This window comes from Streptococcus sp. KR (assembly GCF_002238115.1).
Classification (GTDB): Bacteria; Bacillota; Bacilli; order Lactobacillales; family Streptococcaceae; genus Streptococcus.
Window position 1 is genome coordinate 54,613 of the sequence record NZ_NGVM01000003.1, and the last position, 22,747, is coordinate 77,359.

Annotated in this window: 20 protein-coding genes and 1 pseudogene; 17 read left to right on the top strand and 4 right to left on the bottom strand. The window is 39.9% G+C overall.

Going from position 1 to position 22,747, the window contains the following annotated elements; translation table 11 throughout:
* Window positions 1–64: 64 nt before the first annotated feature.
* From dnaG to CBI42_RS01830, 9 genes are all read left to right on the top strand, one after another.
* Window positions 65–1,825: a DNA primase gene (gene dnaG / locus CBI42_RS01790; protein WP_094753095.1), complete on the top strand. Its 1,761-nt coding sequence runs from the start codon at window positions 65–67 to the stop codon at window positions 1,823–1,825.
* 2 nt (window positions 1,826–1,827) lie between these two features.
* Entirely contained in the window at window positions 1,828–2,937 is a 1,110-nt protein-coding gene (gene rpoD / locus CBI42_RS01795; RefSeq protein WP_004259586.1) for an RNA polymerase sigma factor RpoD, read from the top strand.
* A 14-nt stretch (window positions 2,938–2,951) separates the two neighbouring features.
* A complete protein-coding gene (locus CBI42_RS01800; protein ID WP_000331929.1) occupies window positions 2,952–3,281 on the top strand; it encodes a metal-sulfur cluster assembly factor in 330 nt (109 codons plus the stop codon).
* A 112-nt stretch (window positions 3,282–3,393) separates the two neighbouring features.
* Complete coding sequence (gene cpoA / locus CBI42_RS01805; protein WP_179211347.1) at window positions 3,394–4,437, top strand: alpha-galactosylglucosyldiacylglycerol synthase; 1,044 nt, start codon at window positions 3,394–3,396, stop codon at window positions 4,435–4,437.
* Window positions 4,438–4,452: 15 nt separating this feature from the next.
* On the top strand, window positions 4,453–5,778 hold the full coding sequence (locus CBI42_RS01810; RefSeq protein ID WP_094753096.1) for a glycosyltransferase family 4 protein: 1,326 nt from the start codon (window positions 4,453–4,455) through the stop codon (window positions 5,776–5,778).
* 29 nt (window positions 5,779–5,807) lie between these two features.
* Window positions 5,808–5,984 (top strand): PspC domain-containing protein, encoded by a 177-nt coding sequence (locus tag CBI42_RS01815; RefSeq protein ID WP_049488793.1) that lies wholly within the window; start codon window positions 5,808–5,810, stop codon window positions 5,982–5,984.
* Between the two features lie 58 nt (window positions 5,985–6,042).
* Complete coding sequence (locus CBI42_RS01820) at window positions 6,043–6,177, top strand: DUF4044 domain-containing protein (RefSeq protein ID WP_000863852.1); 135 nt, start codon at window positions 6,043–6,045, stop codon at window positions 6,175–6,177.
* A 62-nt stretch (window positions 6,178–6,239) separates the two neighbouring features.
* The gene (obgE, locus tag CBI42_RS01825; protein WP_061589912.1) at window positions 6,240–7,550 is read left to right on the top strand and encodes a GTPase ObgE; all 1,311 of its coding nucleotides are present in this window, start codon (window positions 6,240–6,242) and stop codon (window positions 7,548–7,550) included.
* Between the two features lie 9 nt (window positions 7,551–7,559).
* Window positions 7,560–7,718 (top strand): hypothetical protein, encoded by a 159-nt coding sequence (locus CBI42_RS01830; RefSeq protein ID WP_049491784.1) that lies wholly within the window; start codon window positions 7,560–7,562, stop codon window positions 7,716–7,718.
* A 43-nt stretch (window positions 7,719–7,761) separates the two neighbouring features.
* Here CBI42_RS01830 and CBI42_RS01835 read toward each other — a convergent pair whose 3' ends face one another.
* From CBI42_RS01835 to CBI42_RS01840, 3 genes and pseudogenes are all read right to left on the bottom strand, one after another.
* Window positions 7,762–8,232, bottom strand: coding sequence for an arginine repressor (locus CBI42_RS01835; protein ID WP_001043026.1), 471 nt, complete (start codon window positions 8,230–8,232; stop codon window positions 7,762–7,764).
* Window positions 8,229–8,530 (bottom strand): annotated as a pseudogene (locus CBI42_RS13400) (Xaa-Pro dipeptidyl-peptidase); the annotation flags it as partial. The pseudogene CBI42_RS13400 and the gene CBI42_RS01835, both read right to left, overlap by 4 nt.
* 170 nt (window positions 8,531–8,700) lie before the next feature.
* Window positions 8,701–10,983: a Xaa-Pro dipeptidyl-peptidase gene (locus CBI42_RS01840; RefSeq protein ID WP_049491782.1), complete on the bottom strand. Its 2,283-nt coding sequence runs from the start codon at window positions 10,981–10,983 to the stop codon at window positions 8,701–8,703.
* Window positions 10,984–11,271: 288 nt separating this feature from the next.
* On the opposite strand from CBI42_RS01840, the gene CBI42_RS01845 reads away from it, so the two are divergent.
* The 7 genes from CBI42_RS01845 (at window position 11,272) to CBI42_RS01875 (ending at window position 21,216) form a co-directional block, all read left to right on the top strand.
* Window positions 11,272–14,373, top strand: a complete 3,102-nt coding sequence (locus CBI42_RS01845; protein ID WP_179211348.1) for a DNA polymerase III subunit alpha — start codon at window positions 11,272–11,274, stop codon at window positions 14,371–14,373.
* A gap of 81 nt (window positions 14,374–14,454) precedes the next feature.
* Window positions 14,455–15,462: a 6-phosphofructokinase gene (gene pfkA / locus CBI42_RS01850; protein ID WP_049491779.1), complete on the top strand. Its 1,008-nt coding sequence runs from the start codon at window positions 14,455–14,457 to the stop codon at window positions 15,460–15,462.
* A gap of 56 nt (window positions 15,463–15,518) precedes the next feature.
* On the top strand, window positions 15,519–17,024 hold the full coding sequence (gene pyk, locus CBI42_RS01855) for a pyruvate kinase (protein ID WP_049491777.1): 1,506 nt from the start codon (window positions 15,519–15,521) through the stop codon (window positions 17,022–17,024).
* A gap of 219 nt (window positions 17,025–17,243) precedes the next feature.
* Window positions 17,244–18,503: a UDP-N-acetylglucosamine 1-carboxyvinyltransferase gene (locus CBI42_RS01860; RefSeq protein WP_094753098.1), complete on the top strand. Its 1,260-nt coding sequence runs from the start codon at window positions 17,244–17,246 to the stop codon at window positions 18,501–18,503.
* 15 nt (window positions 18,504–18,518) lie between these two features.
* Entirely contained in the window at window positions 18,519–19,070 is a 552-nt protein-coding gene (locus tag CBI42_RS01865; protein WP_094753099.1) for a GNAT family N-acetyltransferase, read from the top strand.
* Window positions 19,063–20,340: a CBS-HotDog domain-containing transcription factor SpxR gene (gene spxR, locus CBI42_RS01870; protein ID WP_094753100.1), complete on the top strand. Its 1,278-nt coding sequence runs from the start codon at window positions 19,063–19,065 to the stop codon at window positions 20,338–20,340. Before CBI42_RS01865 ends, spxR begins: the two co-directional genes overlap by 8 nt.
* A 15-nt stretch (window positions 20,341–20,355) precedes the next feature.
* Entirely contained in the window at window positions 20,356–21,216 is an 861-nt protein-coding gene (locus tag CBI42_RS01875) for a methionyl aminopeptidase (protein ID WP_000631543.1), read from the top strand.
* 170 nt (window positions 21,217–21,386) lie between these two features.
* On the opposite strand, the gene CBI42_RS01880 is transcribed toward CBI42_RS01875, so the two are convergent.
* Complete coding sequence (locus CBI42_RS01880; RefSeq protein WP_094753101.1) at window positions 21,387–21,686, bottom strand: YbaB/EbfC family nucleoid-associated protein; 300 nt, start codon at window positions 21,684–21,686, stop codon at window positions 21,387–21,389.
* 184 nt (window positions 21,687–21,870) lie between these two features.
* Here CBI42_RS01880 and efeO point away from each other — a divergent pair, with 184 nt between their 5' ends.
* Entirely contained in the window at window positions 21,871–22,743 is an 873-nt protein-coding gene (gene efeO, locus CBI42_RS01885) for an iron uptake system protein EfeO (protein ID WP_064276045.1), read from the top strand.
* Window positions 22,744–22,747: the final 4 nt, after the last annotated feature.

Below are 22,747 nucleotides of genomic sequence, written 5' to 3' on the forward strand. Positions count from 1 at the left end.
TACTTTTTTTCTGAAATAAAGTATACTATATAAAGTAAACTATGATAACATGGAGGTATTGTGTATGGTTGACAAACAAGTCATTGAAGAAATCAAAAACAATGCCAACATTGTGGAAGTCATAGGAGATGTGATTTCTTTACAAAAGGCAGGACGGAACTTTCTAGGGCTCTGTCCTTTTCATGGTGAAAAAACACCTTCTTTCAACGTTGTTGAGGATAAGCAGTTTTACCACTGTTTTGGTTGTGGTCGCTCAGGTGATGTCTTTAAATTCATCGAGGAGTACCAAGGGGTTCCCTTTATGGAGGCTGTCCAAATCTTAGGTCAGCTTGTCGGGATAGAGGTGGAAAAACCGCTTTATAGTGAACAGAAGCCAGCTTCACCCCACCAAGCTCTTTATGATATGCACGAAGATGCTGCCAAATTTTATCATGCTATTCTCACGACAACGACCATGGGGGAAGAGGCCAGAAACTACCTTTATCAGCGTGGTTTGACAGATGAAGTGCTCAAGCATTTTCGGATTGGTTTAGCACCTCCAGAACGCAACTATCTTCATCAACGTTTGTCTGGTCAGTATCGTGATGAGGATTTCCTAGATTCAGGACTGTTTTATCTCTCTGATGCTAATCAATTTGTAGATACCTTTCACAATCGTATTATGTTTCCCCTGACAAATGACCAGGGAAAGGTTATTGCCTTCTCAGGTCGTATCTGGCAGAAAACGGATTCACAAACTTCTAAGTATAAAAATAGCCGATCGACTGCAATTTTTAACAAAAGTTACGAATTATATCATATGGATAGGGCAAAAAAATCTTCTGGAAAAGCCAGTGAGATTTACCTGATGGAAGGATTCATGGATGTCATTGCAGCCTATCGGGCTGGAATCGAAAACGCTGTCGCATCTATGGGAACAGCCTTGAGTCGTGAGCATGTTGAGCATCTGAAAAGGCTAACGAAGAAGTTGGTTCTTGTTTACGATGGCGATAAGGCTGGGCAAGCTGCGACATTGAAAGCGCTGGATGAAATTGGTGATATGCCTGTGCAAATCGTTAGCATGCCTGATAACTTGGATCCAGATGAATATCTACAAAAAAACGGACCAGATGACTTGGCCTATCTATTAACAAAAACTCGTATTAGTCCGATTGAGTTTTACATTCACCAGTATAAGCCTGAAAATAGTGAAAATCTGCAAGCTCAGATTGAGTTTATTGAAAAAATAGCTCCCTTGATTGTTCAAGAAAAGTCTATCACTGCTCAAAACAGCTATATTCATATTTTAGCTGACAGTTTGGCGTCCTTTGATTACGTCCAGATTGAGCAGATTGTGAATGAGAGTCGTCAGGCGCAAAGGCAGAATCGTATGGAAGGAATTTCCAGACTGACGCCAATCACTATGCCTGTCACCAAGCAGTTATCGGTTATTATGAGGGCAGAAGCCCATCTACTTTATCGAATGATGGAATCCCCTCTTGTTTTGAACGATTACCGCTTGCGAGAAGACTTTGCATTTGATACACCTGAATTTCAGGTCTTATATGACTTGCTTGGCCAGTATGGCAATCTTCCTCCGGAAGTTCTAGCAGAACAGACAGAGGAAGTTGAGAGAGCTTGGTACCAAGTTTTAGCTCAGGATTTACCTGCTGAGATGTCTCCGCAGGAACTAAGTGAAGTAGAAATGACTCGAAACAAGGCTCTCTTGAATCAGGACAATATGAGAATCAAAAAGAAGGTGCAGGAAGCGAGCCATGTAGGAGATACAGACACAGCCTTAGAAGAATTGGAACGTTTAATTTCCCAAAAGAGAAGAATGGAGTAATAATGGCAACAAAACAAAAAGAAGTAACAACATTTGACGTACAAGTAGCAGAATTTATCCGTAATCATAAACAAAAAGGGACAGCAACTGATGATGAAATCAATGCTAGTCTAGTTATTCCTTTTACCTTGGATGCTGATGGGATTGAAGATCTCTTGCAACGAATTCAGGATGCAGGAATTTCTATCACAGATAACGAAGGGAATCCAAGTGCGCGTGTTCTTAGTGCTGAAGAAGAACCAGAACTTAGTGATGAGGACTTGATTGGTTCAACTTCGGCTAAGGTTAATGACCCTGTCCGTATGTACTTAAAAGAAATCGGGGTCGTTCCTCTCTTGACCAATGAAGAGGAAAAAGAATTGGCGCTGGCTGTTGAAGCGGGTGATATCGAAGCCAAACAACGTCTTGCGGAAGCCAACCTTCGTTTGGTTGTTTCGATTGCCAAACGCTATGTCGGCCGGGGTATGCAGTTCCTTGACCTGATTCAAGAGGGGAATATGGGCTTGATGAAAGCAGTTGATAAGTTTGATTATTCTAAAGGATTCAAGTTCTCAACTTACGCAACTTGGTGGATTCGTCAGGCGATCACTCGTGCAATCGCTGATCAAGCTCGTACCATCCGTATCCCAGTCCACATGGTTGAAACCATCAATAAATTGGTTCGTGAACAGCGTAATCTTCTTCAAGAATTAGGACAAGATCCAACACCAGAACAAATCGCTGAACGTATGGATATGACCCCTGACAAGGTTCGTGAAATCTTGAAGATTGCCCAAGAACCAGTATCTCTTGAAACTCCTATCGGTGAAGAGGATGATAGCCACCTTGGGGACTTTATCGAAGATGAAGTGATTGAAAATCCAGTGGACTATACAACTCGTATCGTCTTGCGTGAGCAGTTGGATGAGGTCTTGGATACTCTTACAGACCGTGAAGAAAATGTTTTGCGTCTGCGTTTTGGGCTAGATGATGGTAAAATGCGTACCCTTGAAGATGTGGGTAAAGTCTTTAACGTGACTCGCGAACGTATCCGTCAGATTGAAGCTAAAGCTTTGAGAAAACTACGCCAACCAAGTCGCAGCAAACCGCTTCGTGATTTTATTGAAGACTAAGAGTGAGGATGAATATGGCTTATACAGAAGAGCAAATTGAAAATATCAAAACACGAATTTTAACAGCCTTGGAAGAAGTCATCGACCCTGAGTTGGGAATCGATATTGTTAATCTTGGCTTGATTTATGAGATTCGTTTTGACGGTGACACAGGGCAAACAGAGATTGATATGACTTTGACAACCATGGGTTGTCCCCTAGCCGACCTTTTGACAGACCAGATTTATGATGCTATGACAGAGGTTCCCGAAGTGACTGATACTGAGGTCAAATTAGTTTGGTATCCAGCCTGGACTGTTGAAAAAATGAGTCGCTATGCACGCATTGCCCTAGGCATTAAGTAAACATATAAAACATGTGAGAGATTATTGGAAAAGCGAGGAAATTTCCCCTCTTTTCCCTAGTCTCTCCTTTCTTTTGCTGATTTTATTCAAAGAAAATGATATAATAGTAGTTATGGAAAAAAAGAAATTACGCATCAATATGTTAAGTTCAAGTGAGAAAGTAGCAGGACAAGGAGTTTCAGGTGCCTACCGTGAATTAGTTCGTCTTCTTAACCGTGATGCCAAGGACCAATTGATTGTTACAGAAAATCTTCCAATAGAGGCAGATGTGACTCACTTTCATACAATTGATTTCCCCTATTATTTATCAACATTCCAAAAGAAACGCTCAGGAAGGAAAATTGGCTATGTGCATTTCTTGCCTGATACACTTGAGGGGAGTTTGAAAATTCCATTTTTCTTAAAGGGAATTGTGAAACGCTATGTATTTTCTTTTTACAACCGGATGGAGCACTTGGTTGTGGTCAATCCGATGTTTATTGAGGATTTGGTGGCAGCTGGTATTCCACGTGAAAAAGTGACTTATATTCCTAACTTTGTCAATAAGGAAAAATGGCATCCTCTTCCACAGGAAGAGGTAGCGAGACTTCGTACAGAGCTAGGTCTTAGTGACAATCAGTTTATCGTAGTAGGTGCTGGTCAAGTTCAGAAACGCAAAGGGATTGATGACTTTATCCGTCTGGCTGAGGAATTGCCTCATATTACCTTTATCTGGGCTGGTGGTTTCTCTTTTGGTGGTATGACAGATGGTTATGAACGCTACAAGAAAATGATGGATAATCCACCCAAAAATTTGATGTTTCCAGGTATTGTGCCGCCAGAACGGATGCGCGAATTGTATGCCCTAGCGGATCTATTCTTGTTGCCTAGTTACAATGAGCTCTTTCCTATGACGATTTTAGAGGCTGCTAGTTGTGAGGCTCCTATCATGTTACGTGATTTGGATCTTTATAAGGTGATTTTAGAGGGAAATTATCGAGCAACAGCAGATAGAGAAGAGATGAAAGAAGCTATTTTGGAATATCAAGCAAATCCTGCTGCCTTAAAAGAACTCAAAGAAAAAGCTAAGAATATTTCTAGGGAGTATTCAGAAGAGCATCTGTTACAAATCTGGTTGGACTTTTATGAGAAACAAGCCGCTTTAGGGAGAAAGTAAAAAGTGAGGTAATCTATGCGAATTGGTTTATTTACAGATACCTATTTTCCTCAGGTTTCTGGTGTTGCGACCAGTATTCGAACCTTGAAAACAGAACTTGAAAAGCAGGGGCATGCTGTTTTTATCTTTACTACGACAGATAAGGATGTCAATCGCTACGAAGATTGGCAAATCATCCGTATTCCAAGTGTTCCTTTCTTTGCTTTTAAGGATCGTCGCTTTGCCTACCGAGGTTTTAGCAAGGCGCTTGAAATTGCCAAACAGTATCAGCTAGATATTATCCATACTCAGACAGAATTTTCTCTTGGTTTGTTGGGGATTTGGATTGCGCGTGAATTGAAAATCCCAGTCATCCATACCTATCACACCCAATACGAAGACTACGTGCATTATATTGCCAAGGGGATGTTGATTCGTCCTAGTATGGTCAAGTATCTGGTTAGAGGTTTCTTGCATGATGTGGATAGGGTGATTTGCCCGAGTGAGATTGTCCGTGACTTGCTATCTGACTATAAGGTTAAGGTTGAAAAAAGGGTCATTCCAACTGGGATTGAATTAGCCAAGTTTGAGCGTCCGGAAATCAAGCAAGAAAATCTAAAAGAACTGCGTAGTAAATTAGGAATTCAAGATGATGAACAGATGTTGCTGAGTCTTTCCAGAATTTCCTATGAAAAAAATATTCAAGCAGTATTAGCAGCTTTTGCAGAAGTTCTGAAAGAGGAAGACAAGGTTAAACTGGTAGTTGCTGGGGATGGGCCTTATCTGAATGACCTCAAAGAGCAAGCTCAGAAACTAGAGATTCAAGACTCAGTTATCTTTACAGGAATGATTGCTCCTAGTGAAACGGCTCTTTACTACAAGGCGGCGGATTTCTTTATCTCGGCATCGACAAGTGAGACGCAAGGTTTGACATACTTGGAAAGCTTGGCCAGTGGAACGCCTGTCATTGCTCACGGAAATCCTTATCTGGATAATCTTATCAATGACAAGATGTTTGGAACCTTGTACTACGGTGAACATGATTTGGCTGGGGCTATTTTAGAAGCCCTGATTGCAACGCCAGACATGAATGAGTATACCTTATCAGCTAAATTATACGAGATTTCAGCCGAGAATTTTGGGAAACGAGTGCATGAATTTTATCTGGATGCTATTATTTCAAATAATTTCCAGAAAGATTTATCTAAAGATGATACGGTCAGTCAGCGTATCTTTAAGACAGTTTTGTATCTTCCACAACAGGTGGTTGCTGTACCGGTAAAAGGCTCTAGACGGATGCTAAAAGCGTCGAAAACACAGCTGATTAGCATGAGAGATTATTTGACAGACCGTGAAGAATAGAAAGAGGACAAGTTATGAATAAACGATTAATGAGAAGCGGCCGTGACCAAAAGATTGCGGGTGTTTGTGCTGGGGTGGCCAATTATCTAGATATGGATCCTACTATCGTTCGCGTTATTTGGGGTGTCCTTGCTTTTTGTTACGGAGTTGGAATTGTAGCCTATATCATTTTATGGATTATTGCGCCCGTAGCAAGTGACTATTGAAAACTAGCTGAATTCATGCTAAGATAATAGAAAATAGAATGTAACGAAGGAGATAAAAATGGCATTTGGAGATAATGGAAAACGTAAAAAAACGATGTTTGAGAAATTAACCTTGCTTATCGTGCTTATCATGTTAGTAGCAAGTATTTTGGGTATTTTTGCAACTGCAATTGGTGCCCTCAGTAATCTATAAAAAGATTCAAGAAAATTTTGTGACTGGGATTTCCCAGCCCTTTTTTAAAGTGAGAAGAAAAAATGAGTATGTTTTTAGATACAGCTAAGATCAAGGTCAAGGCTGGTAATGGTGGCGATGGCATGGTTGCCTTTCGCCGTGAAAAATATGTCCCTAATGGCGGTCCTTGGGGTGGTGACGGTGGTCGTGGAGGAAATGTGGTCTTCGTTGTAGACGAAGGGCTACGTACCTTGATGGATTTCCGCTACAATCGCCATTTCAAGGCTGAGTCTGGTGAAAAAGGAATGACCAAAGGGATGCATGGTCGTGGTGCTGAGGACCTTAGAGTTCGAGTACCACAAGGTACGACTGTGCGTGATGCAGAGACTGGCAAGGTCTTGACAGATTTGATTGAACACGGTCAAGAATTTATCGTTGCCCACGGTGGTCGCGGTGGACGTGGAAATATTCGATTTGCGACACCAAAAAATCCTGCACCGGAAATCTCTGAAAATGGAGAACCAGGTCAGGAACGTGAGTTACAATTGGAACTAAAAATCTTGGCTGATGTTGGTTTAGTTGGATTCCCATCTGTTGGGAAATCAACCCTTTTAAGTGTTATCACATCTGCTAAACCTAAAATTGGTGCCTACCATTTTACGACTATTGTGCCAAATCTTGGTATGGTTCGTACCCAATCAGGTGACTCCTTTGCAGTAGCTGATTTACCAGGTTTGATTGAAGGGGCTAGTCAAGGTGTTGGTTTGGGAACTCAGTTTCTCCGTCACATTGAGCGTACCCGTGTTATCCTTCATATTATTGATATGTCAGCTAGTGAAGGACGTGATCCTTATGAGGATTATCTTGCCATTAACAAGGAGCTGGAGTCATACAATCTTCGCCTCATGGAGCGTCCACAGATTATTGTAGCCAATAAGATGGATATGCCTGAGAGTCAGGAAAATCTTGAAGAATTTAAGAAAAAATTAGCTGAAAACTACGATGAATTTGAAGACTTACCAGCTATTTTCCCAATTTCTGGATTGACCAAGCAAGGTCTGGCTACTCTATTGGATGCTACAGCTGAATTGCTAGATAAGACACCAGAATTCTTGCTCTACGATGAGTCAGATATGGAAGAAGAAGCTTACTATGGATTTGATGAGGAAGAGAAGGCCTTTGAAATTAGTCGTGATGACGATGCGACATGGGTGCTTTCTGGTGAAAAACTGATGAAGCTCTTTAATATGACCAACTTTGATCGTGACGAATCAGTCATGAAATTTGCCCGCCAACTTCGTGGTATGGGAGTTGATGAAGCCCTTCGTGCGCGTGGTGCTAAAGATGGTGATTTGGTCCGCATTGGTAAATTTGAGTTTGAATTTGTAGACTAGGAGACTGGTATGGGAGATAAACCGATATCTTTCCGAGATGCGGATGGTAATTTTGTTTCCGCTGCAGATGTTTGGAATGAACAGAAATTGGAAGCACTATTTAATCGTCTCAATCCAAATCGTGCCCTGAGATTGGCACGAACTAAAAAAGACAATCCATCTCAGTAAAATAGATAAAAAGATTCCGTGCCAGATCAGACACGGAATTTTTTTATTCTTCAAAGAAAAATGGTGGAGCGAATTTTTTCAGTTCTTCAAAGCATTTTTGAGCAGCTTCTGCATCTTCGCAGATGACGAGACAGACATCATCGCCACAGAGGGTAGCAATAGCATCAGGGAAGCTCAAGGCATCAATGATAGAACCAAAGGATTGAGCAAGTCCAGGAAGGGTTTTTAGTAGGACTTGGTGTTGAACTGGACGCATCAAGACAAGAGCATCTTCCATGTAAATTTCGAGACGTTTTTCCCATTTTGAGATAGAACCTGTATTGAGCACGTAGTAAGAGTTGTCTTCTTCTCGTACTTTTGAGAGGTTCATGCTTTTAATATCTCTCGAAAGTGTAGCTTGTGTAACTTGAATATCATTATCGGCAAGAAGAGCTTGTAGCTCAGCTTGAGTATGAATCTTGTTTTTCGTTACAAGAGCTCGTATGAGTTGGTGTCGGTGTTCAGATTTATTCATAAAATATTACTCCTTGTACTAGGTACAGAAAGCGTGGACTGAACGAAATCGTCAGTCGGGTGGTAAGCGGTATTGTCACGTATGATGATTTCAAATTCAGTAGTATAGGACTAAACGGAGAGTATCTCCTTCTTTTAACTTGTCACTAGTTGGGTGGAGATGAATTGGCTATCTATCCGTTTATTTACATTGGTGTCCTCTACTAACAGTAAATCATTCAATTAGGTTAGCCTTTTGTCACGGCTTGTTGTGAATTTATTCTAAATGTCAATTCACAGAGATTGACCAACATGTAGTGTGGTAGCGAGTATTATTAATGAGTACACATGTTGGTTAGGGTCTTAGTATCTTTTGTCCAAAATTCCGTTTTAGACATGTCATAGGCCTAGACCAGGATTGAATTTGATACTAAGTTTATGTGTAGTTTAACAGTTCAAGTGGAAATAGTTTCATCTTGAAAGTCTGATATTATACCTTTTGACAAGGTAGGATAAGAGTAGACTGTTCAAGATCAACAGTCAGCTGGTATGCGGTATTGTCACGAATTGTGATTTCAAAGTCAGTAGTATAGAGGACTAAACGAAGAGTATCACCATCTTTTAACTTGTAAATAGTCGGTTGCAGTTCAAACTGGATATCCATCCATTCATCTGCAGTAATATTCTCTACCAACAGTAAATCATTTCTATTTTGTAAATTGAGATAGCCTTTTGTCACGACTCGTTGCGCATTTTCACGAAATGGCAATTCACAGAGATTTTCCAACATGTGGTAGCGACCGTTGTCAATGGTTCTAGCACTTAAAACAGCTGGATAAGGTTGTAGATATTTCTTTTGTCCATGTTCCAGTAGTTGGGCTGATAAGAGCCCCTTGTTTGTACTGGACTTGATACGCAGATTGAGCTGAGCGCGACCGTTCAGGTGGAGATCCTTGGTTACAGGAAGGTCAATAGTAATTTGATTGGCTTTCCCTTGATAGAGGTCTGTATTAAAGGTCTGGTATGTTTTACCATAGCGCCCAAAATCCTTATCTGGGTACTGGTTTTGAATGACTTGCTCTTCTTGACCAAGTGAGAAAGTTTCTGAGATTTCCTGATTACCAAAATCATCAAGAGTCTGCCAAGTCTGAGGAGCTGTATTGTCCTGCCAGATAACGGTCGGAAGTTGGAAATTTGTATCTTGTCTCAATAATTTCTTAGTCAATAAGGCATTCATGGATTCGCGGAAATCAATGGATTGCCAGTTGTTCATATAAACATGGGCACCATTATGGAAAAAGAGATGCTTATTGATATGAGATGGAAGAGCATGGAACATCTGGTAAACATGAAGTGGTTTGACATTCCAATCCTGAGACCCATGGGTAAAGACAACCTCTGCTTTTACCTTATGGGCATTGAGTAGATAATTACGGTCATGCCAAAACTGATTGTAGTCGCCAGACTTGCGATCCAGTTGCTCTTTTACTTTTTCTAAGTCAGCTTGGTGAGCTTCGTTGCCACGGATATAGTCGCATGCCAAGAGATTACGAGAATAGGTTAACTCAGCAAGGGAATCAAAGTCCTCACCTGGGTAACCACCTGGGCTAGTTACCAGACCGTTTTCACGGTAGTAGTTGTACCACGAAGAAATACCAGCCTCGGCAATAATAACCTCTAAACCATCTACACCTGTAGTCGCAAGACCATTGGACATGGTACCTAGATAGGAAAGTCCAGTTGTAGCTACTTTTCCGTTTGACCAGTCAGCCTTGACTTGACGTTGGCGCGTGTGGTCGGTAAAGGCACGGCAATGGCCATTGAGCCAGTCGATGACATTTTTATAAGCCTCGATTTGCTGGTAGTCCCCATTAGTCATGAAACCAGTAGAGTCTTTGGTACCGACACCTGAGACATAGAGATTAGCAAAACCTCGTGGAAGGAAGTAGTCGTTGAGTGTATAGCTAGCGTTGATGTGCGTTAGCTTTTCCTCAGCTTCTGACACAAGCTCAGCTTGACCTTGGGGTTGGACGAGATTGAGTTGAGGTTCTTCAAGCTCAATCTTGTGAGCAGGTTTGACCTCAAGTTCACCCTCCATCTTGTAGAGGGCCTTATCACTAGCCTTGTCATTGGTTCCCTGATGGTAGGGGCTGGCTGTCATGATAGCAGGGATTTTTCCATCATAACGAGGACGAATAATGCTGACCTTGACTAGGTTTGGAAGTCCTTCGCGGTCAGTATCGACACGAGACTCAACGTAAACGACTTCTCGAATGACATCATGGCTAGAAAAAGTAGCCAAACTCTTGCCATTAAAGTAGTGATAGTCATTATCCTCAGGAATTAGCCCGTCACTGACAAGTTGGTCGATAAGAGTGTTCCCTTTTTTAGTGCGAGTATTGAGCAACTGATAGAGATTTTCAATCAAGTCACCATATACAATGGGAAATCCAGTCTCTTTACGAAAAACTTCACTATCTTCAAAGTCAACCAAGTAAGAAAAACCTAAGAGTTGAAAGGCTACAGTATAGAAAATATCTGCAGTCAGTTCTTTGTCTGACTGAAAAAATGTTAGTAAGTCAGTTTCTTGGTCAACTGCTAAACTGGATAGAGGATAGGAGCTGTTTTTAAAATTAAAAAAGAAACGAATAAGAAACGCTTCAAGCATTTTTTTATTTGTGATGTTGACTGGTAAATCAAATCCATACTTTTTTAATTCAAAGATAATTGTATCTCTAGGTAGCGCTAAATAGCTGAATTGATTAAAACGCATAAGACCTCCTATTTATGAAATATATTACAGTTATTATATCAAAAAACAGAGAGAAAAGAAACTATAAAAATTAATAGAAACTATAATAAATAAAAATAAGTATTTATAAAATAAACATGTGAAATGATAAGCTTAAATACAAAAATATTAGTGGTGCTGTTGTAAATCAGGCAAGGATTGTCTAATTAACTATGATTTGAGCTATTAGATATTAAAGCATCAGTAATAGTAATAGAAATTTTAAGAAAATGGTATAATATAGTGAGAACGATAGAGGAGAAGTGTAAATTGATCGCACAACTAGATACAAAAACAGTCTATAGTTTTATGGAGAGTGTCATTTCAATCGACAAGTATGTGAGAGTAGCAAAAGACTATGGCTACACTCATCTGGCTATGATGGATATTGACAATCTTTACGGGGCTTTCGATTTTCTAGAGGTTACAAAAAAATACGGCATTCATCCTTTGTTAGGGCTTGAAATGAATGTGCTTGTAGATGATAAGGATGTGAATTTGCGCTTTTTAGCTTTATCTAGTGTGGGCTATCAGCAGTTGATGAAACTATCAACAGCCAAGATGCAGGGGGAGAAAAGTTGGTCAGTTCTATCTCAGTATCTGGAGGATGTTGCGGTAATTTTGCCTTATTTTGCAGAGCTTGAGTCGCTCAATATAGGCTGTGATTACTATATAGGGGTTTACCCAGAGACACTGGCCAGCGAATTTCATCATCCAATTTTGCCTATTTATCGGGTCAATACATTTGAAAGTAAGGATAGAGAGGTTCTTCAAGTATTAACAGCGATTAAAGAAAATCTACCGCTCAGAGAAGTTCCTTTGCTTTCGAAACAAGATGTTTTTATGTCAGCAAGTTCTTTAGAGAAACTATTCCAAGAGCGTTTTCCTCAGGCCTTGGAAAACTTAGAAAAGCTTATTTCAGGTATTTCTTATGACTTGGATACTAGTCTGAAACTGCCTCGCTTTAATCCTGCTAGACCAGCAGTAGAAGAATTAAGAGAACGTGCTGAATTGGGGCTTGCTCAGAAGGGGTTAACTGGTAAAGAATATCAAGACCGTCTAGACCAAGAATTGGCTGTTATTCATGATATGGGCTTTGATGATTATTTCTTGGTTGTTTGGGATTTATTGCGTTTTGGACGTTCGAATGGCTATTATATGGGAATGGGACGAGGTTCCGCAGTTGGTAGCTTGGTTTCCTATGCTCTAGACATTACAGGGATTGACCCAGTTCAGAAAAATCTGATTTTTGAACGTTTCCTCAATCGTGAACGCTATACCATGCCTGATATTGATATTGATATTCCTGATATTTATCGTCCAGATTTTATCAGATATGTTGGTAATAAATATGGTAGTAAACATGCAGCTCAAATCGTTACCTTTTCTACTTTTGGTGCTAAGCAAGCTCTGCGAGATGTTTTAAAACGTTTTGGTGTGCCAGAGTATGAATTATCTGCAATTACCAAGAAAATTAGTTTTCGTGATAATCTCAAGTCGGCCTATGAGGGTAATCTTCAGTTTCGTCAGCAAATCAATAGTAAGCTAGAATATCAAAAAGCCTTTGAAATTGCTTGCAGGATAGAGGGCTATCCAAGACAAACCTCTGTCCATGCGGCTGGTGTTGTAATCAGTGACCAAGACTTAACCAACTACATCCCTCTAAAGCATGGCGACGAAATTCCGCTGACTCAGTATGATGCTCATGGAGTTGAATCTAGCGGGCTATTGAAAATGGACTTTCTGGGACTGCGAAATTTGACCTTTGTCCAGAAGATGCAAAAATTGCTTGCTGAATCAGAAGGTATTCACCTTAAAATTGAAGAAATTGATTTGGAAGACAAAGAAACGTTAGCTTTATTTGCCTCTGGCAATACAAAAGGTATCTTTCAATTTGAGCAACCTGGTGCCATTCGCTTGCTCAAACGTGTGCAACCAGTCTGTTTTGAAGATGTCGTAGCAACTACTTCTCTAAATCGACCAGGTGCCAGTGACTACATCAATAATTTTGTGGCAAGAAAGCATGGGCAGGAAGAAGTGACTGTTCTGGATCCAGTACTGGAGGATATTTTGGCTCCAACCTACGGCATCATGCTCTATCAGGAGCAGGTTATGCAGGTTGCTCAGAGATTTGCTGGATTTAGCCTCGGAAAAGCCGATATTTTACGTCGGGCTATGGGGAAAAAAGATGCCTTTGCCATGCATGAAATGAGGGAATCCTTTATTCAAGGATCATTAGATACTGGTCATACTAGGGAAAAGGCAGAGCAGGTCTTTGATGTTATGGAGAAGTTTGCAGGTTATGGATTTAACCGATCTCACGCCTATGCATACTCAGCCTTGGCCTTCCAGTTGGCCTATTTCAAAACGCATTATCCAGCCATTTTTTATCAGGTCATGCTGAATTCTGTCAACAGTGATTATGTAACAGACGCTCTTGAAGCAGGCTTTGAAGTAGCACCTCTGTCCATTAATACCATTCCTTATCATGATAAAATTGCCAACAAGTCCATCTATCTAGGTCTGAAGTCGATTAAGGGAGTCAGCAAGGATTTGGCGCTTTGGATTATTGAAAATAGACCCTATTCGAGCATTGAAGATTTTATAGCTAAATTACCTGAGAATTATCTGAAACTTCCTCTGCTAGAACCTTTGGTAAAAGTTGGTCTTTTCGATTCATTTGAAAAAAATCGCCAAAAAGTATTTAATAATTTAGGTAATCTATTTGAATTTGTGAAAGAGTTAGGAAGCTTATTTGGAGAGAGCATTTATAGTTGGCAAGGTTTGGAGGACTGGACGGAGCAAGAAAAATTCTATATGGAACAAGAGCTTCTAGGGGTAGGAGTTAGCAAACATCCCTTACAAGCTATTGCAAGTAAGGCTATCTACCCAATTACACCAATCGGAAATTTGTCAGAAAATAGTCACGCCATTGTATTGGTTGAAATTCAGAAAATAAAAGTGATTCGGACCAAAAAGGGTGAAAACATGGCATTCTTACAGGTAGATGATAGTAAGAAAAAATTGGATGTTACCCTCTTCTCAGACTTATATCGACAGATTGGGCAGGAATTGAAAGAAGGAGCTTTCTACTATATAAGAGGAAAAATTCAGTTACGAGATGACCGTCTGCAAATGATTGCACAAGAAATAAGAGCAGCAGTGGCTGAACGCTTTTGGATACAGGTAAAAAATCATGAATCGGATCAAGAAATTTCGAGAATTTTAGACCAGTATAAAGGCCCAATCCCAGTCATCATCAGGTATGAAGAGGAACAGAGAACGATTGTTTCTCCCCATCATTTTGTGACTAAATCCACTGAATTAGAAGAGAAATTAGGTGGAATCGTTATGAAAACGATTTATCGCTAAAATTACGGAAAATAGAAGAATTTTCCATTTAAATGTGATATAATCAGTAAGAATGTTAAAAGAAAAAGGAGCATAACCAATATGAAACGTATTGCTGTTTTGACTAGTGGTGGAGACGCCCCTGGTATGAACGCTGCTATCCGTGCAGTTGTTCGTCAAGCAATTTCAGAAGGAATGGAAGTATTTGGTATCTATGATGGATATGCTGGTATGGTTGCTGGTGAAATTCATCCCCTAGATGCGGCTTCAGTAGGAGACATCATTTCTCGTGGTGGTACTTTCCTTCACTCTGCTCGTTACCCAGAGTTCGCTCAACTTGAAGGGCAACTTAAAGGGATTGAGCAATTGAAAAAACACGGAATTGAAGGTGTAGTTGTTATCGGTGGTGACGGATCTTACCACGGTGCTATGCGTTTGACTGAACATGGATTCCCAGCTATCGGTCTTCCTGGTACAATCGATAACGATATTGTTGGTACTGACTTCACAATCGGTTTTGACACAGCGGTTACTACTGCTATGGATGCTATCGATAAGATTCGTGATACATCATCAAGTCACCGTCGTACATTTGTTATCGAAGTTATGGGACGTAACGCAGGTGATATCGCTCTTTGGGCTGGTATTGCAACTGGTGCTGATGAAATCATCATTCCTGAAGAAGGATTCAAGATTGAAGATATCGTAGAAAGCATTAAATGTGGATACGAGTGTGGTAAAAAACACAATATCATCGTCTTGGCAGAAGGTGTGATGTCAGCAGCTGAATTTGGTCAAAAACTTAAAGAAGCTGGAGATACAAGCGACCTTCGTGTGACAGAACTTGGACATATTCAACGTGGTGGTTCTCCAACTGCGCGTGACCGTGTTTTGGCATCACGTATGGGTGCACATGCCGTTAAACTTCTTAAAGAAGGTATCGGTGGTGTTGCGGTTGGTATCCGTAACGAGAAAATGGTTGAAAACCCAATTCTTGGAACTGCAGAAGAAGGAGCATTGTTTAGCCTTACTGCAGATGGTAAGATTGTGGTTAACAACCCACATGAAGCTGACCTTGAGCTATCTAGCTTGAATAAGAGCTTGTCATAATTTATAATTTAGTTAATAAGACCAAAAAGGTCATATATAAAGGAGTCACAAAAATCATGAACAAACGTGTAAAAATCGTTGCAACTTTGGGACCTGCGGTAGAAATCCGCGGTGGTAAAAAATTCGGTGATGACGGATACTGGGGTGAAAAACTTGATGTTGAAGCTTCAGCTAAAAACATTGCTCAATTGATTGAAGCAGGTGCTAACACATTCCGTTTCAACTTCTCACACGGTGACCACCAAGAGCAAGGTGACCGTATGGCAACTGTTAAACTTGCTGAAAAACTTGCAGGTAAAAAAGTTGGTTTCCTTCTTGATACAAAAGGACCAGAAATCCGTACTGAATTGTTTGAAGGAGATGCAAAAGAGTACTCTTACACAACTGGTGAAAAAATCCGTGTTGCTACTAAACAAGGAATCAAATCAACTCGTGATGTGATCGCATTGAACGTTGCTGGTGCTCTTGACATCTATGATGATGTTGAAGTTGGTCGTCAAGTTTTGGTTGACGATGGTAAACTTGGTCTTCGTGTGGTTGCTAAAGATGACGCAACTCGTGAGTTTGAAGTTGAAGTTGAAAACGATGGTGTAATTGCTAAACAAAAAGGTGTTAACATCCCTAACACTAAAATTCCTTTCCCAGCTCTTGCTGAACGTGATAACGACGATATCCGCTTTGGTCTTGAACAAGGTATCAACTTCATCGCGATTTCATTCGTACGTACTGCAAAAGACGTGAACGAAGTTCGTGCAATCTGTAAAGAAACTGGAAACGGACACGTTCAATTGTTCGCTAAAATCGAAAACCAACAAGGTATCGACAACTTGGATGAAATCATCGAAGCTGCTGATGGTATCATGATCGCTCGTGGTGACATGGGTATCGAAGTACCATTCGAAATGGTTCCAGTTTACCAAAAAATGATTATCAAGAAAGTCAATGCTGCAGGTAAAGTTGTTATCACAGCAACAAACATGCTTGAAACAATGACTGAAAAACCACGTGCAACTCGTTCAGAAGTATCAGACGTATTCAACGCTGTTATCGACGGTACTGATGCTACAATGCTTTCAGGTGAGTCTGCAAACGGTAAATACCCACTTGAGTCAGTAACTACAATGGCTACAATCGACAAGAACGCTCAGACTCTTCTTAACGAATACGGTCGTTTGAACTCAGATTCATTTGAACGTAACTCTAAGACAGAAGTAATGGCTTCAGCTGTTAAAGATGCTACTAACTCAATGGATATCAAATTGGTTGTAACTCTTACTAAGACAGGTCACACTGCACGTTTGATTTCTAAATACCGTCCAAATGCTGATATCTTGGCATTGACATTTGACGAATTGACAGAACGTGGATTGATGTTGAACTGGGGTGTTATCCCAATGTTGACAGATGCTCCATCATCAACTGATGATATGTTCGAAATTGCTGAACGTAAAGCAGTTGAAGCAGGTCTTGTACAATCTGGTGACGATATCGTTATCGTAGCTGGTGTACCAGTTGGAGAAGCTGTACGTACAAACACAATGCGTATCCGTACAGTACGTTAATTAAAATGAAAAAAGCCTATCATATCAAGCTTTCTAGCCTGTATGATAGGTTTTTTTGTAGCAGGGGGCAAATAAGGGGCAAAACTTTTTAAAAAAGGCCAGTTAATACAAATACGATTCAGCTAATATAATTGAAAATGATGGAAAAAAAGGTGAAATTATGGTATACTTTAACGTAGGACCTTTTTAGAAATTTTGAAAGAGTATTAAAAATTTAAAATGAGAAAAATTGTTATCAATGGTGGCTTACCCCTGCAAGGTGAGATTACCATTAGTGGTGCTAAAAATAGCGTTGTGGCCTTAATTCCAGCTATTATTTTGGCTGATGATGTGGTGACTTTGGATTGTGTTCCAGATATTTCCGATGTTGCTAGTCTTGTCGAAATTATGGAGTTAATGGGGGCTACTGTTAAGCGTTATGACGATGTGTTAGAGATTGATCCAAGAGGTGTTCAAAATATTCCAATGCCTTATGGGAAAATCAATAGTCTTCGTGCATCTTATTATTTTTATGGAAGTCTTTTAGGTCGCTTTGGTGAAGCTACTGTTGGTTTACCTGGTGGATGTGATTTGGGACCTCGCCCTATTGATCTACATCTTAAGGCTTTTGAAGCTATGGGAGCTACTGTTAGCTACGAGGGTGATAACATGAAGTTATCTGCTAAAGATACAGGACTTCACGGCGCAAGTATTTACATGGATACGGTTAGTGTCGGTGCGACGATTAATACGATGATTGCTGCGGTTAAAGCAAATGGTCGTACTATTATTGAAAATGCAGCCCGAGAACCTGAGATTATTGATGTTGCCACTCTCTTAAATAATATGGGTGCTCATATCCGTGGTGCTGGGACCAATATCATCATTGTTGATGGTGTTGAAAGATTACATGGAACGCGTCATCAGGTAATTCCAGATCGTATCGAAGCGGGAACATACATTTCCTTAGCTGCTGCAGTTGGTAAGGGAATTCGGATTAATAATGTTCTTTATGAACACCTAGAAGGATTCATTGCTAAGTTGGAAGAAATGGGAGTGAGAATGACTGTATCTGAAGACAGTATTTTTGTCGAAGAACAGTCTAATTTGAAAGCAATCAATATTAAGACAGCTCCTTATCCAGGCTTTGCTACTGACTTGCAACAACCAATTACTCCTCTCTTGTTAACAGCGGAAGGGCGTGGTACCATTATTGATACCATTTATGAAAAACGAGTAAACCATGTTTTTGAACTAGCAAAGATGGACGCAGATATTACGACTACAAACGACCATATTTTATATACTGGTGGACGTGTTTTGCGTGGTGCAAATGTAAAAGCTACTGACCTTAGAGCTGGGGCCGCACTTGTCATTGCTGGTTTAATGGCTGAAGGCAAAACTGAAATTACAAATATTGAGTTCATCTTACGTGGTTATTCAGATATTATTGAAAAATTACGTAATCTAGGAGCGGATATTACACTTGTTGAAGAATAAACCGTAGAGGTGTTTATGAATATTTGGACCAAATTAGCAATGTTTTCTTTTTTTGAAACGGATCGCTTGTATTTGCGTCCTTTCTTTTTTAGTGATGGTAAGGACTTCCATGAGATAGCTTCAAATCCAGAAAATTTACAATTCGTTTTTCCAAGTCAAGCTAGTCTGGAGGAGAGTCAATACGCACTGGCCAATTATTTTATGAAGTCACCTTTAGGTGTATGGGCTATTTGTGACAAGAAAACTGAAAAAATGATTGGTTCAATTAAGTTTGAGAAGCTAGATGAAATTAAAAAAGAAGCAGAACTTGGTTATTTTTTGAGAAAAGATGTATGGTGTCAAGGTTTCATGACAGAAGTTGTTAAAAAACTCTGTCAGCTTTCTTTTGAGGAATTTGGCTTAAAACAATTATCTATCATTACCCACCTTGAAAATGAAGCTAGCCAAAGAGTTGCTCTTAAGGCTGGATTTCGTTTGTTCCGTCAGTTTAAGGGAAGTGATCGCTACACAAGAAAAATGCGGGATTATCTTGAATTTCGGTATGTAAAAGGAGAATTCAATGAGTAAACATCAGGAAATTCTAAGCTATTTGGAGGAATTACCAGTAGGTAAAAGGGTCAGTGTTCGTAGCATTTCAAACCATCTGGGAGTCAGTGATGGAACGGCCTATCGGGCCATTAAAGAAGCTGAAAATCGTGGAATTGTAGAGACTCGCCCAAGAAGTGGTACTATCCGAGTCAAATCTCAGAAAGTTGCTATCGAAAGATTAACATTTGCTGAAATTGCAGAAGTGACTTCTTCTGAGGTTTTGGCTGGGCAAGAAGGTTTAGAGAGAGAATTTAGTAAATTTTCAATCGGTGCCATGACTGAACAAAATATCTTGTCCTACCTTCACGATGGTGGGCTCCTGATTGTCGGAGATCGTACTCGTATCCAATTACTAGCGCTGGAAAATGAAAATGCAGTTCTGGTTACAGGTGGATTTCAGGTTCATGATGATGTGCTTAAACTGGCCAATCAAAAAGGAATTCCAGTTCTGAGAAGTAAGAATGACACTTTTACCATTGCGACCATGATCAATAAAGCCCTGTCAAATGTACAAATCAAGACTGATATTCTGACAGTTGAGAAACTTTATCGCCCAAGTCATGAGTATGGTTTTCTGAGAGAAACCGACACAGTCAAAGATTATTTGGACTTGGTACGTAAGAATCGTAGTAGTCGTTTCCCTGTTATTAATCAACATCAGGTTGTTGTTGGGGTTGTTACTATGAGAGATGCTGGTGATAAGTCACCAAGTACAACAATTGATAAGGTCATGTCTCGTAGTCTATTTTTAGTTGGATTATCTACAAATATTGCCAATGTGAGTCAACGGATGATTGCTGAAGATTTTGAAATGGTACCAGTTGTTCGTAATAATCAAACCTTGCTTGGGGTTGTAACCAGACGAGATGTCATGGAGAAGATGAGTCGTTCCCAAGTTTCGGCTCTACCAACTTTTTCTGAGCAGATTGGTCAAAAACTTTCTTATCACCATGATGAAGTAGTGATTACAGTGGAACCCTTTATGCTAGAGAAGAACGGTGTTTTGGCTAATGGTGTATTAGCAGAAATTCTGACCCACATGACTCAAGATTTGGTTGTGAATAGTGGGCGCAATCTCATCATCGAGCAGATGCTAATCTACTTTTTGCAGGCTGTTCAGATAGATGATACACTGCGCATTCAAGCACGCATTATCCACCATACTAGACGGTCAGCTATTATTGATTACGATATTTATCATGGTCATCAGATTGTTTCAAAAGCAAATGTAACCGTTAAAATTAATTAGAAACTAGGAGAAAAAATGATAACATTAAAATCAGCTCGTGAAATTGAAGCTATGGATAAGGCCGGTGATTTTCTAGCAAGTATTCATATCGGCTTGCGTGATTTGATTAAGCCTGGCGTAGATATGTGGGAAGTTGAAGAATACGTTCGCCGTCGTTGTAAGGAAGAAAATTTCCTTCCACTTCAGATTGGAGTTGACGGTGCAATGATGGACTATCCTTATGCTACCTGTTGCTCTCTTAACGATGAAGTGGCTCATGCTTTCCCTCGTCACTATATCTTAAAAGATGGTGATTTGCTCAAGGTTGACATGGTTTTGGGAGGTCCTATTGCTAAATCTGACCTGAATGTCTCAAAACTAAACTTCAACAATGTGGAGCAAATGAAAAAATACACCCAGAGCTACTCTGGTGGCCTAGCAGACTCATGTTGGGCTTATGCTGTTGGTACGCCGTCCGAAGAAGTGAAAAATTTGATGGATGTAACCAAAGAAGCTATGTACAAGGGAATCGAGCAAGCTGTTGTTGGAAATCGTATTGGTGATATTGGTGCAGCTATTCAAGAATACGCTGAAAGTCGTGGTTACGGTGTAGTACGTGATTTGGTTGGTCATGGTGTTGGTCCAACCATGCACGAAGAACCAATGGTTCCTAACTATGGTATTGCTGGTCGTGGGCTTCGTCTCCGTGAAGGAATGGTATTGACCATTGAACCAATGATCAATACAGGTGACTGGGAAATTGATACAGATATGAAAACTGGCTGGGCGCATAAGACCATTGACGGTGGTTTATCTTGTCAATATGAACACCAATTCGTGATTACTAAAGATGGACCAGTTATCTTGACTAGTCAAGGTGAAGAAGGAACTTATTAATAAAAAGTGAAAAGACTACTGGAAGTTTATTTTGAAAAATTCAGTAGATTTTTTCATATAAAATAAACGCATTGTATTGATGTTTTCAGGCTTTTGAAGACAATAAAAATAGGCTCCATAATATCTGTAGGAGACTTATCTACAGATATTATGGAGCTTTTTTCTTATGCTCAGAATGGCAATTTCCCAGCGAAAGCACCCAGTTTTTTCTTGGTAGTTTCATCGATTTGTTCAAGAGCAGAGTTGATTGCTTGAACGGTCATATCAGAAAGAGTTTCAAGGTCTTCTGGGTCAACGACAGATGGATTGAAGTCAATGTTGACAACTTTCTTATCTCCAGTTAAGGTCGCTTGGACAAGGTCTTGAGCAGATTTGCCGACAAATTGCATAGCCGCAAGTTCAGCTTGACTTTGTTCCATTTGTTTTTGAAGTTTTTGTGCTTGGCGCATCATGTTTTGCATGTTCATCATGGTGATTTCAGTTTCCTTTTATCTTATTTTCCTTCCTATTTTATCAATTTTGAGGTTAAAAGTCTATTATTAGTATAAATTACTTAACATTAAATTGTCTGAAAATTTATTGAAAAATGAGTGAAAACATGCTATAATGAAACGTAAAATTAATTCAGGTTTCCTGAACCAATAGGAGTAAACAATGAAAAAACTAGGTTTTGTCCTTTTATCTTCAGCCTTGCTATTGACAGCTTGTGCTAATAATCAATCTAAGCCAAGTAACACAAGTGATTCGTCCAAGGTGACAGCCTTGTCTGAAGATAAGCAGAAAATGCTTGATAAGGCCACTGCTGAATATAAGACTTTTGTACAAGAGCAAATTGATAAACTGTTGACAGATACGGAAGGCTTTGTCAAACTTTTGAAAGAAGGTAAGTTAGAAGAAGCTAAGAAGGTTTATCCACTGATTCGTATGTCTTATGAGCGTTCAGAACCGATTGCTGAAAGTTTTGGTGAGTCAGATGTCAAGATTGACTTCCGTTTGGCAGACTACATGGACGAAAACAAGACAGAGGAAGGTTGGTCAGGTTTCCACCGTATCGAGCGTATCCTTTGGGAAGACAATACAACTAAAGGAACTGAAAGCTACGGCGATCAGTTGGTAAATGATATCAAGGAATTGAAAGCCAAGATTGCAACTGTGGATGTGGACTACAAGGTCATGTTGACTGGAGCAGTTGACTTGCTTAACGAAGTGGCAACAAGTAAGATTACAGGTGAAGAGGAAATTTATTCTCACACAGACTTGTATGACTTCCGTGCCAATATTGAGGGAGCTGAGAAGATTTTCCAACTCTTTAAACCTTTGCTTGAAAAATCAGACGCTAACCTAGTTAAAGAATTGGAAGCAGACTTCAAGTCTGTCAATGATTTGTTGGACAAACACATGACCGACAAGGAACACTACAAACTCTATACTGATTTGACAAAAGAAGATACCAAAGAATTGTCAGAAGCTGTGACAAAACTTGGTGAACCTCTATCACAAATGGGTAAATTTCTTAGTGGAGAATAAGAGT

What these genes read in the sequence shown, in the direction of transcription:
- CBI42_RS01815 (WP_049488793.1), top strand. Translation starts at nt 5,808, where the DNA reads ATGAGAAGCGGCCGTGACCAAAAGATTGCGGGTGTTTGTGCTGGGGTG.
- CBI42_RS01865 (WP_094753099.1), top strand. Translation starts at nt 18,519, where the DNA reads ATGAATATTTGGACCAAATTAGCAATGTTTTCTTTTTTTGAAACGGAT.
- CBI42_RS01820 (WP_000863852.1), top strand. Translation starts at nt 6,043, where the DNA reads ATGGCATTTGGAGATAATGGAAAACGTAAAAAAACGATGTTTGAGAAA.
- rpoD (WP_004259586.1), top strand. Translation starts at nt 1,828, where the DNA reads ATGGCAACAAAACAAAAAGAAGTAACAACATTTGACGTACAAGTAGCA.
- CBI42_RS01875 (WP_000631543.1), top strand. Translation starts at nt 20,356, where the DNA reads ATGATAACATTAAAATCAGCTCGTGAAATTGAAGCTATGGATAAGGCC.
- CBI42_RS01840 (WP_049491782.1), bottom strand. Translation starts at nt 10,983, where the DNA reads ATGCGTTTTAATCAATTCAGCTATTTAGCGCTACCTAGAGATACAATT.
- CBI42_RS01800 (WP_000331929.1), top strand. Translation starts at nt 2,952, where the DNA reads ATGGCTTATACAGAAGAGCAAATTGAAAATATCAAAACACGAATTTTA.
- CBI42_RS01860 (WP_094753098.1), top strand. Translation starts at nt 17,244, where the DNA reads ATGAGAAAAATTGTTATCAATGGTGGCTTACCCCTGCAAGGTGAGATT.
- spxR (WP_094753100.1), top strand. Translation starts at nt 19,063, where the DNA reads ATGAGTAAACATCAGGAAATTCTAAGCTATTTGGAGGAATTACCAGTA.
- pfkA (WP_049491779.1), top strand. Translation starts at nt 14,455, where the DNA reads ATGAAACGTATTGCTGTTTTGACTAGTGGTGGAGACGCCCCTGGTATG.
- CBI42_RS01810 (WP_094753096.1), top strand. Translation starts at nt 4,453, where the DNA reads ATGCGAATTGGTTTATTTACAGATACCTATTTTCCTCAGGTTTCTGGT.
- cpoA (WP_179211347.1), top strand. Translation starts at nt 3,394, where the DNA reads ATGGAAAAAAAGAAATTACGCATCAATATGTTAAGTTCAAGTGAGAAA.
- efeO (WP_064276045.1), top strand. Translation starts at nt 21,871, where the DNA reads ATGAAAAAACTAGGTTTTGTCCTTTTATCTTCAGCCTTGCTATTGACA.
- CBI42_RS01835 (WP_001043026.1), bottom strand. Translation starts at nt 8,232, where the DNA reads ATGAATAAATCTGAACACCGACACCAACTCATACGAGCTCTTGTAACG.
- obgE (WP_061589912.1), top strand. Translation starts at nt 6,240, where the DNA reads ATGAGTATGTTTTTAGATACAGCTAAGATCAAGGTCAAGGCTGGTAAT.
- pyk (WP_049491777.1), top strand. Translation starts at nt 15,519, where the DNA reads ATGAACAAACGTGTAAAAATCGTTGCAACTTTGGGACCTGCGGTAGAA.
- CBI42_RS01830 (WP_049491784.1), top strand. Translation starts at nt 7,560, where the DNA reads ATGGGAGATAAACCGATATCTTTCCGAGATGCGGATGGTAATTTTGTT.
- dnaG (WP_094753095.1), top strand. Translation starts at nt 65, where the DNA reads ATGGTTGACAAACAAGTCATTGAAGAAATCAAAAACAATGCCAACATT.
- CBI42_RS01880 (WP_094753101.1), bottom strand. Translation starts at nt 21,686, where the DNA reads ATGATGAACATGCAAAACATGATGCGCCAAGCACAAAAACTTCAAAAA.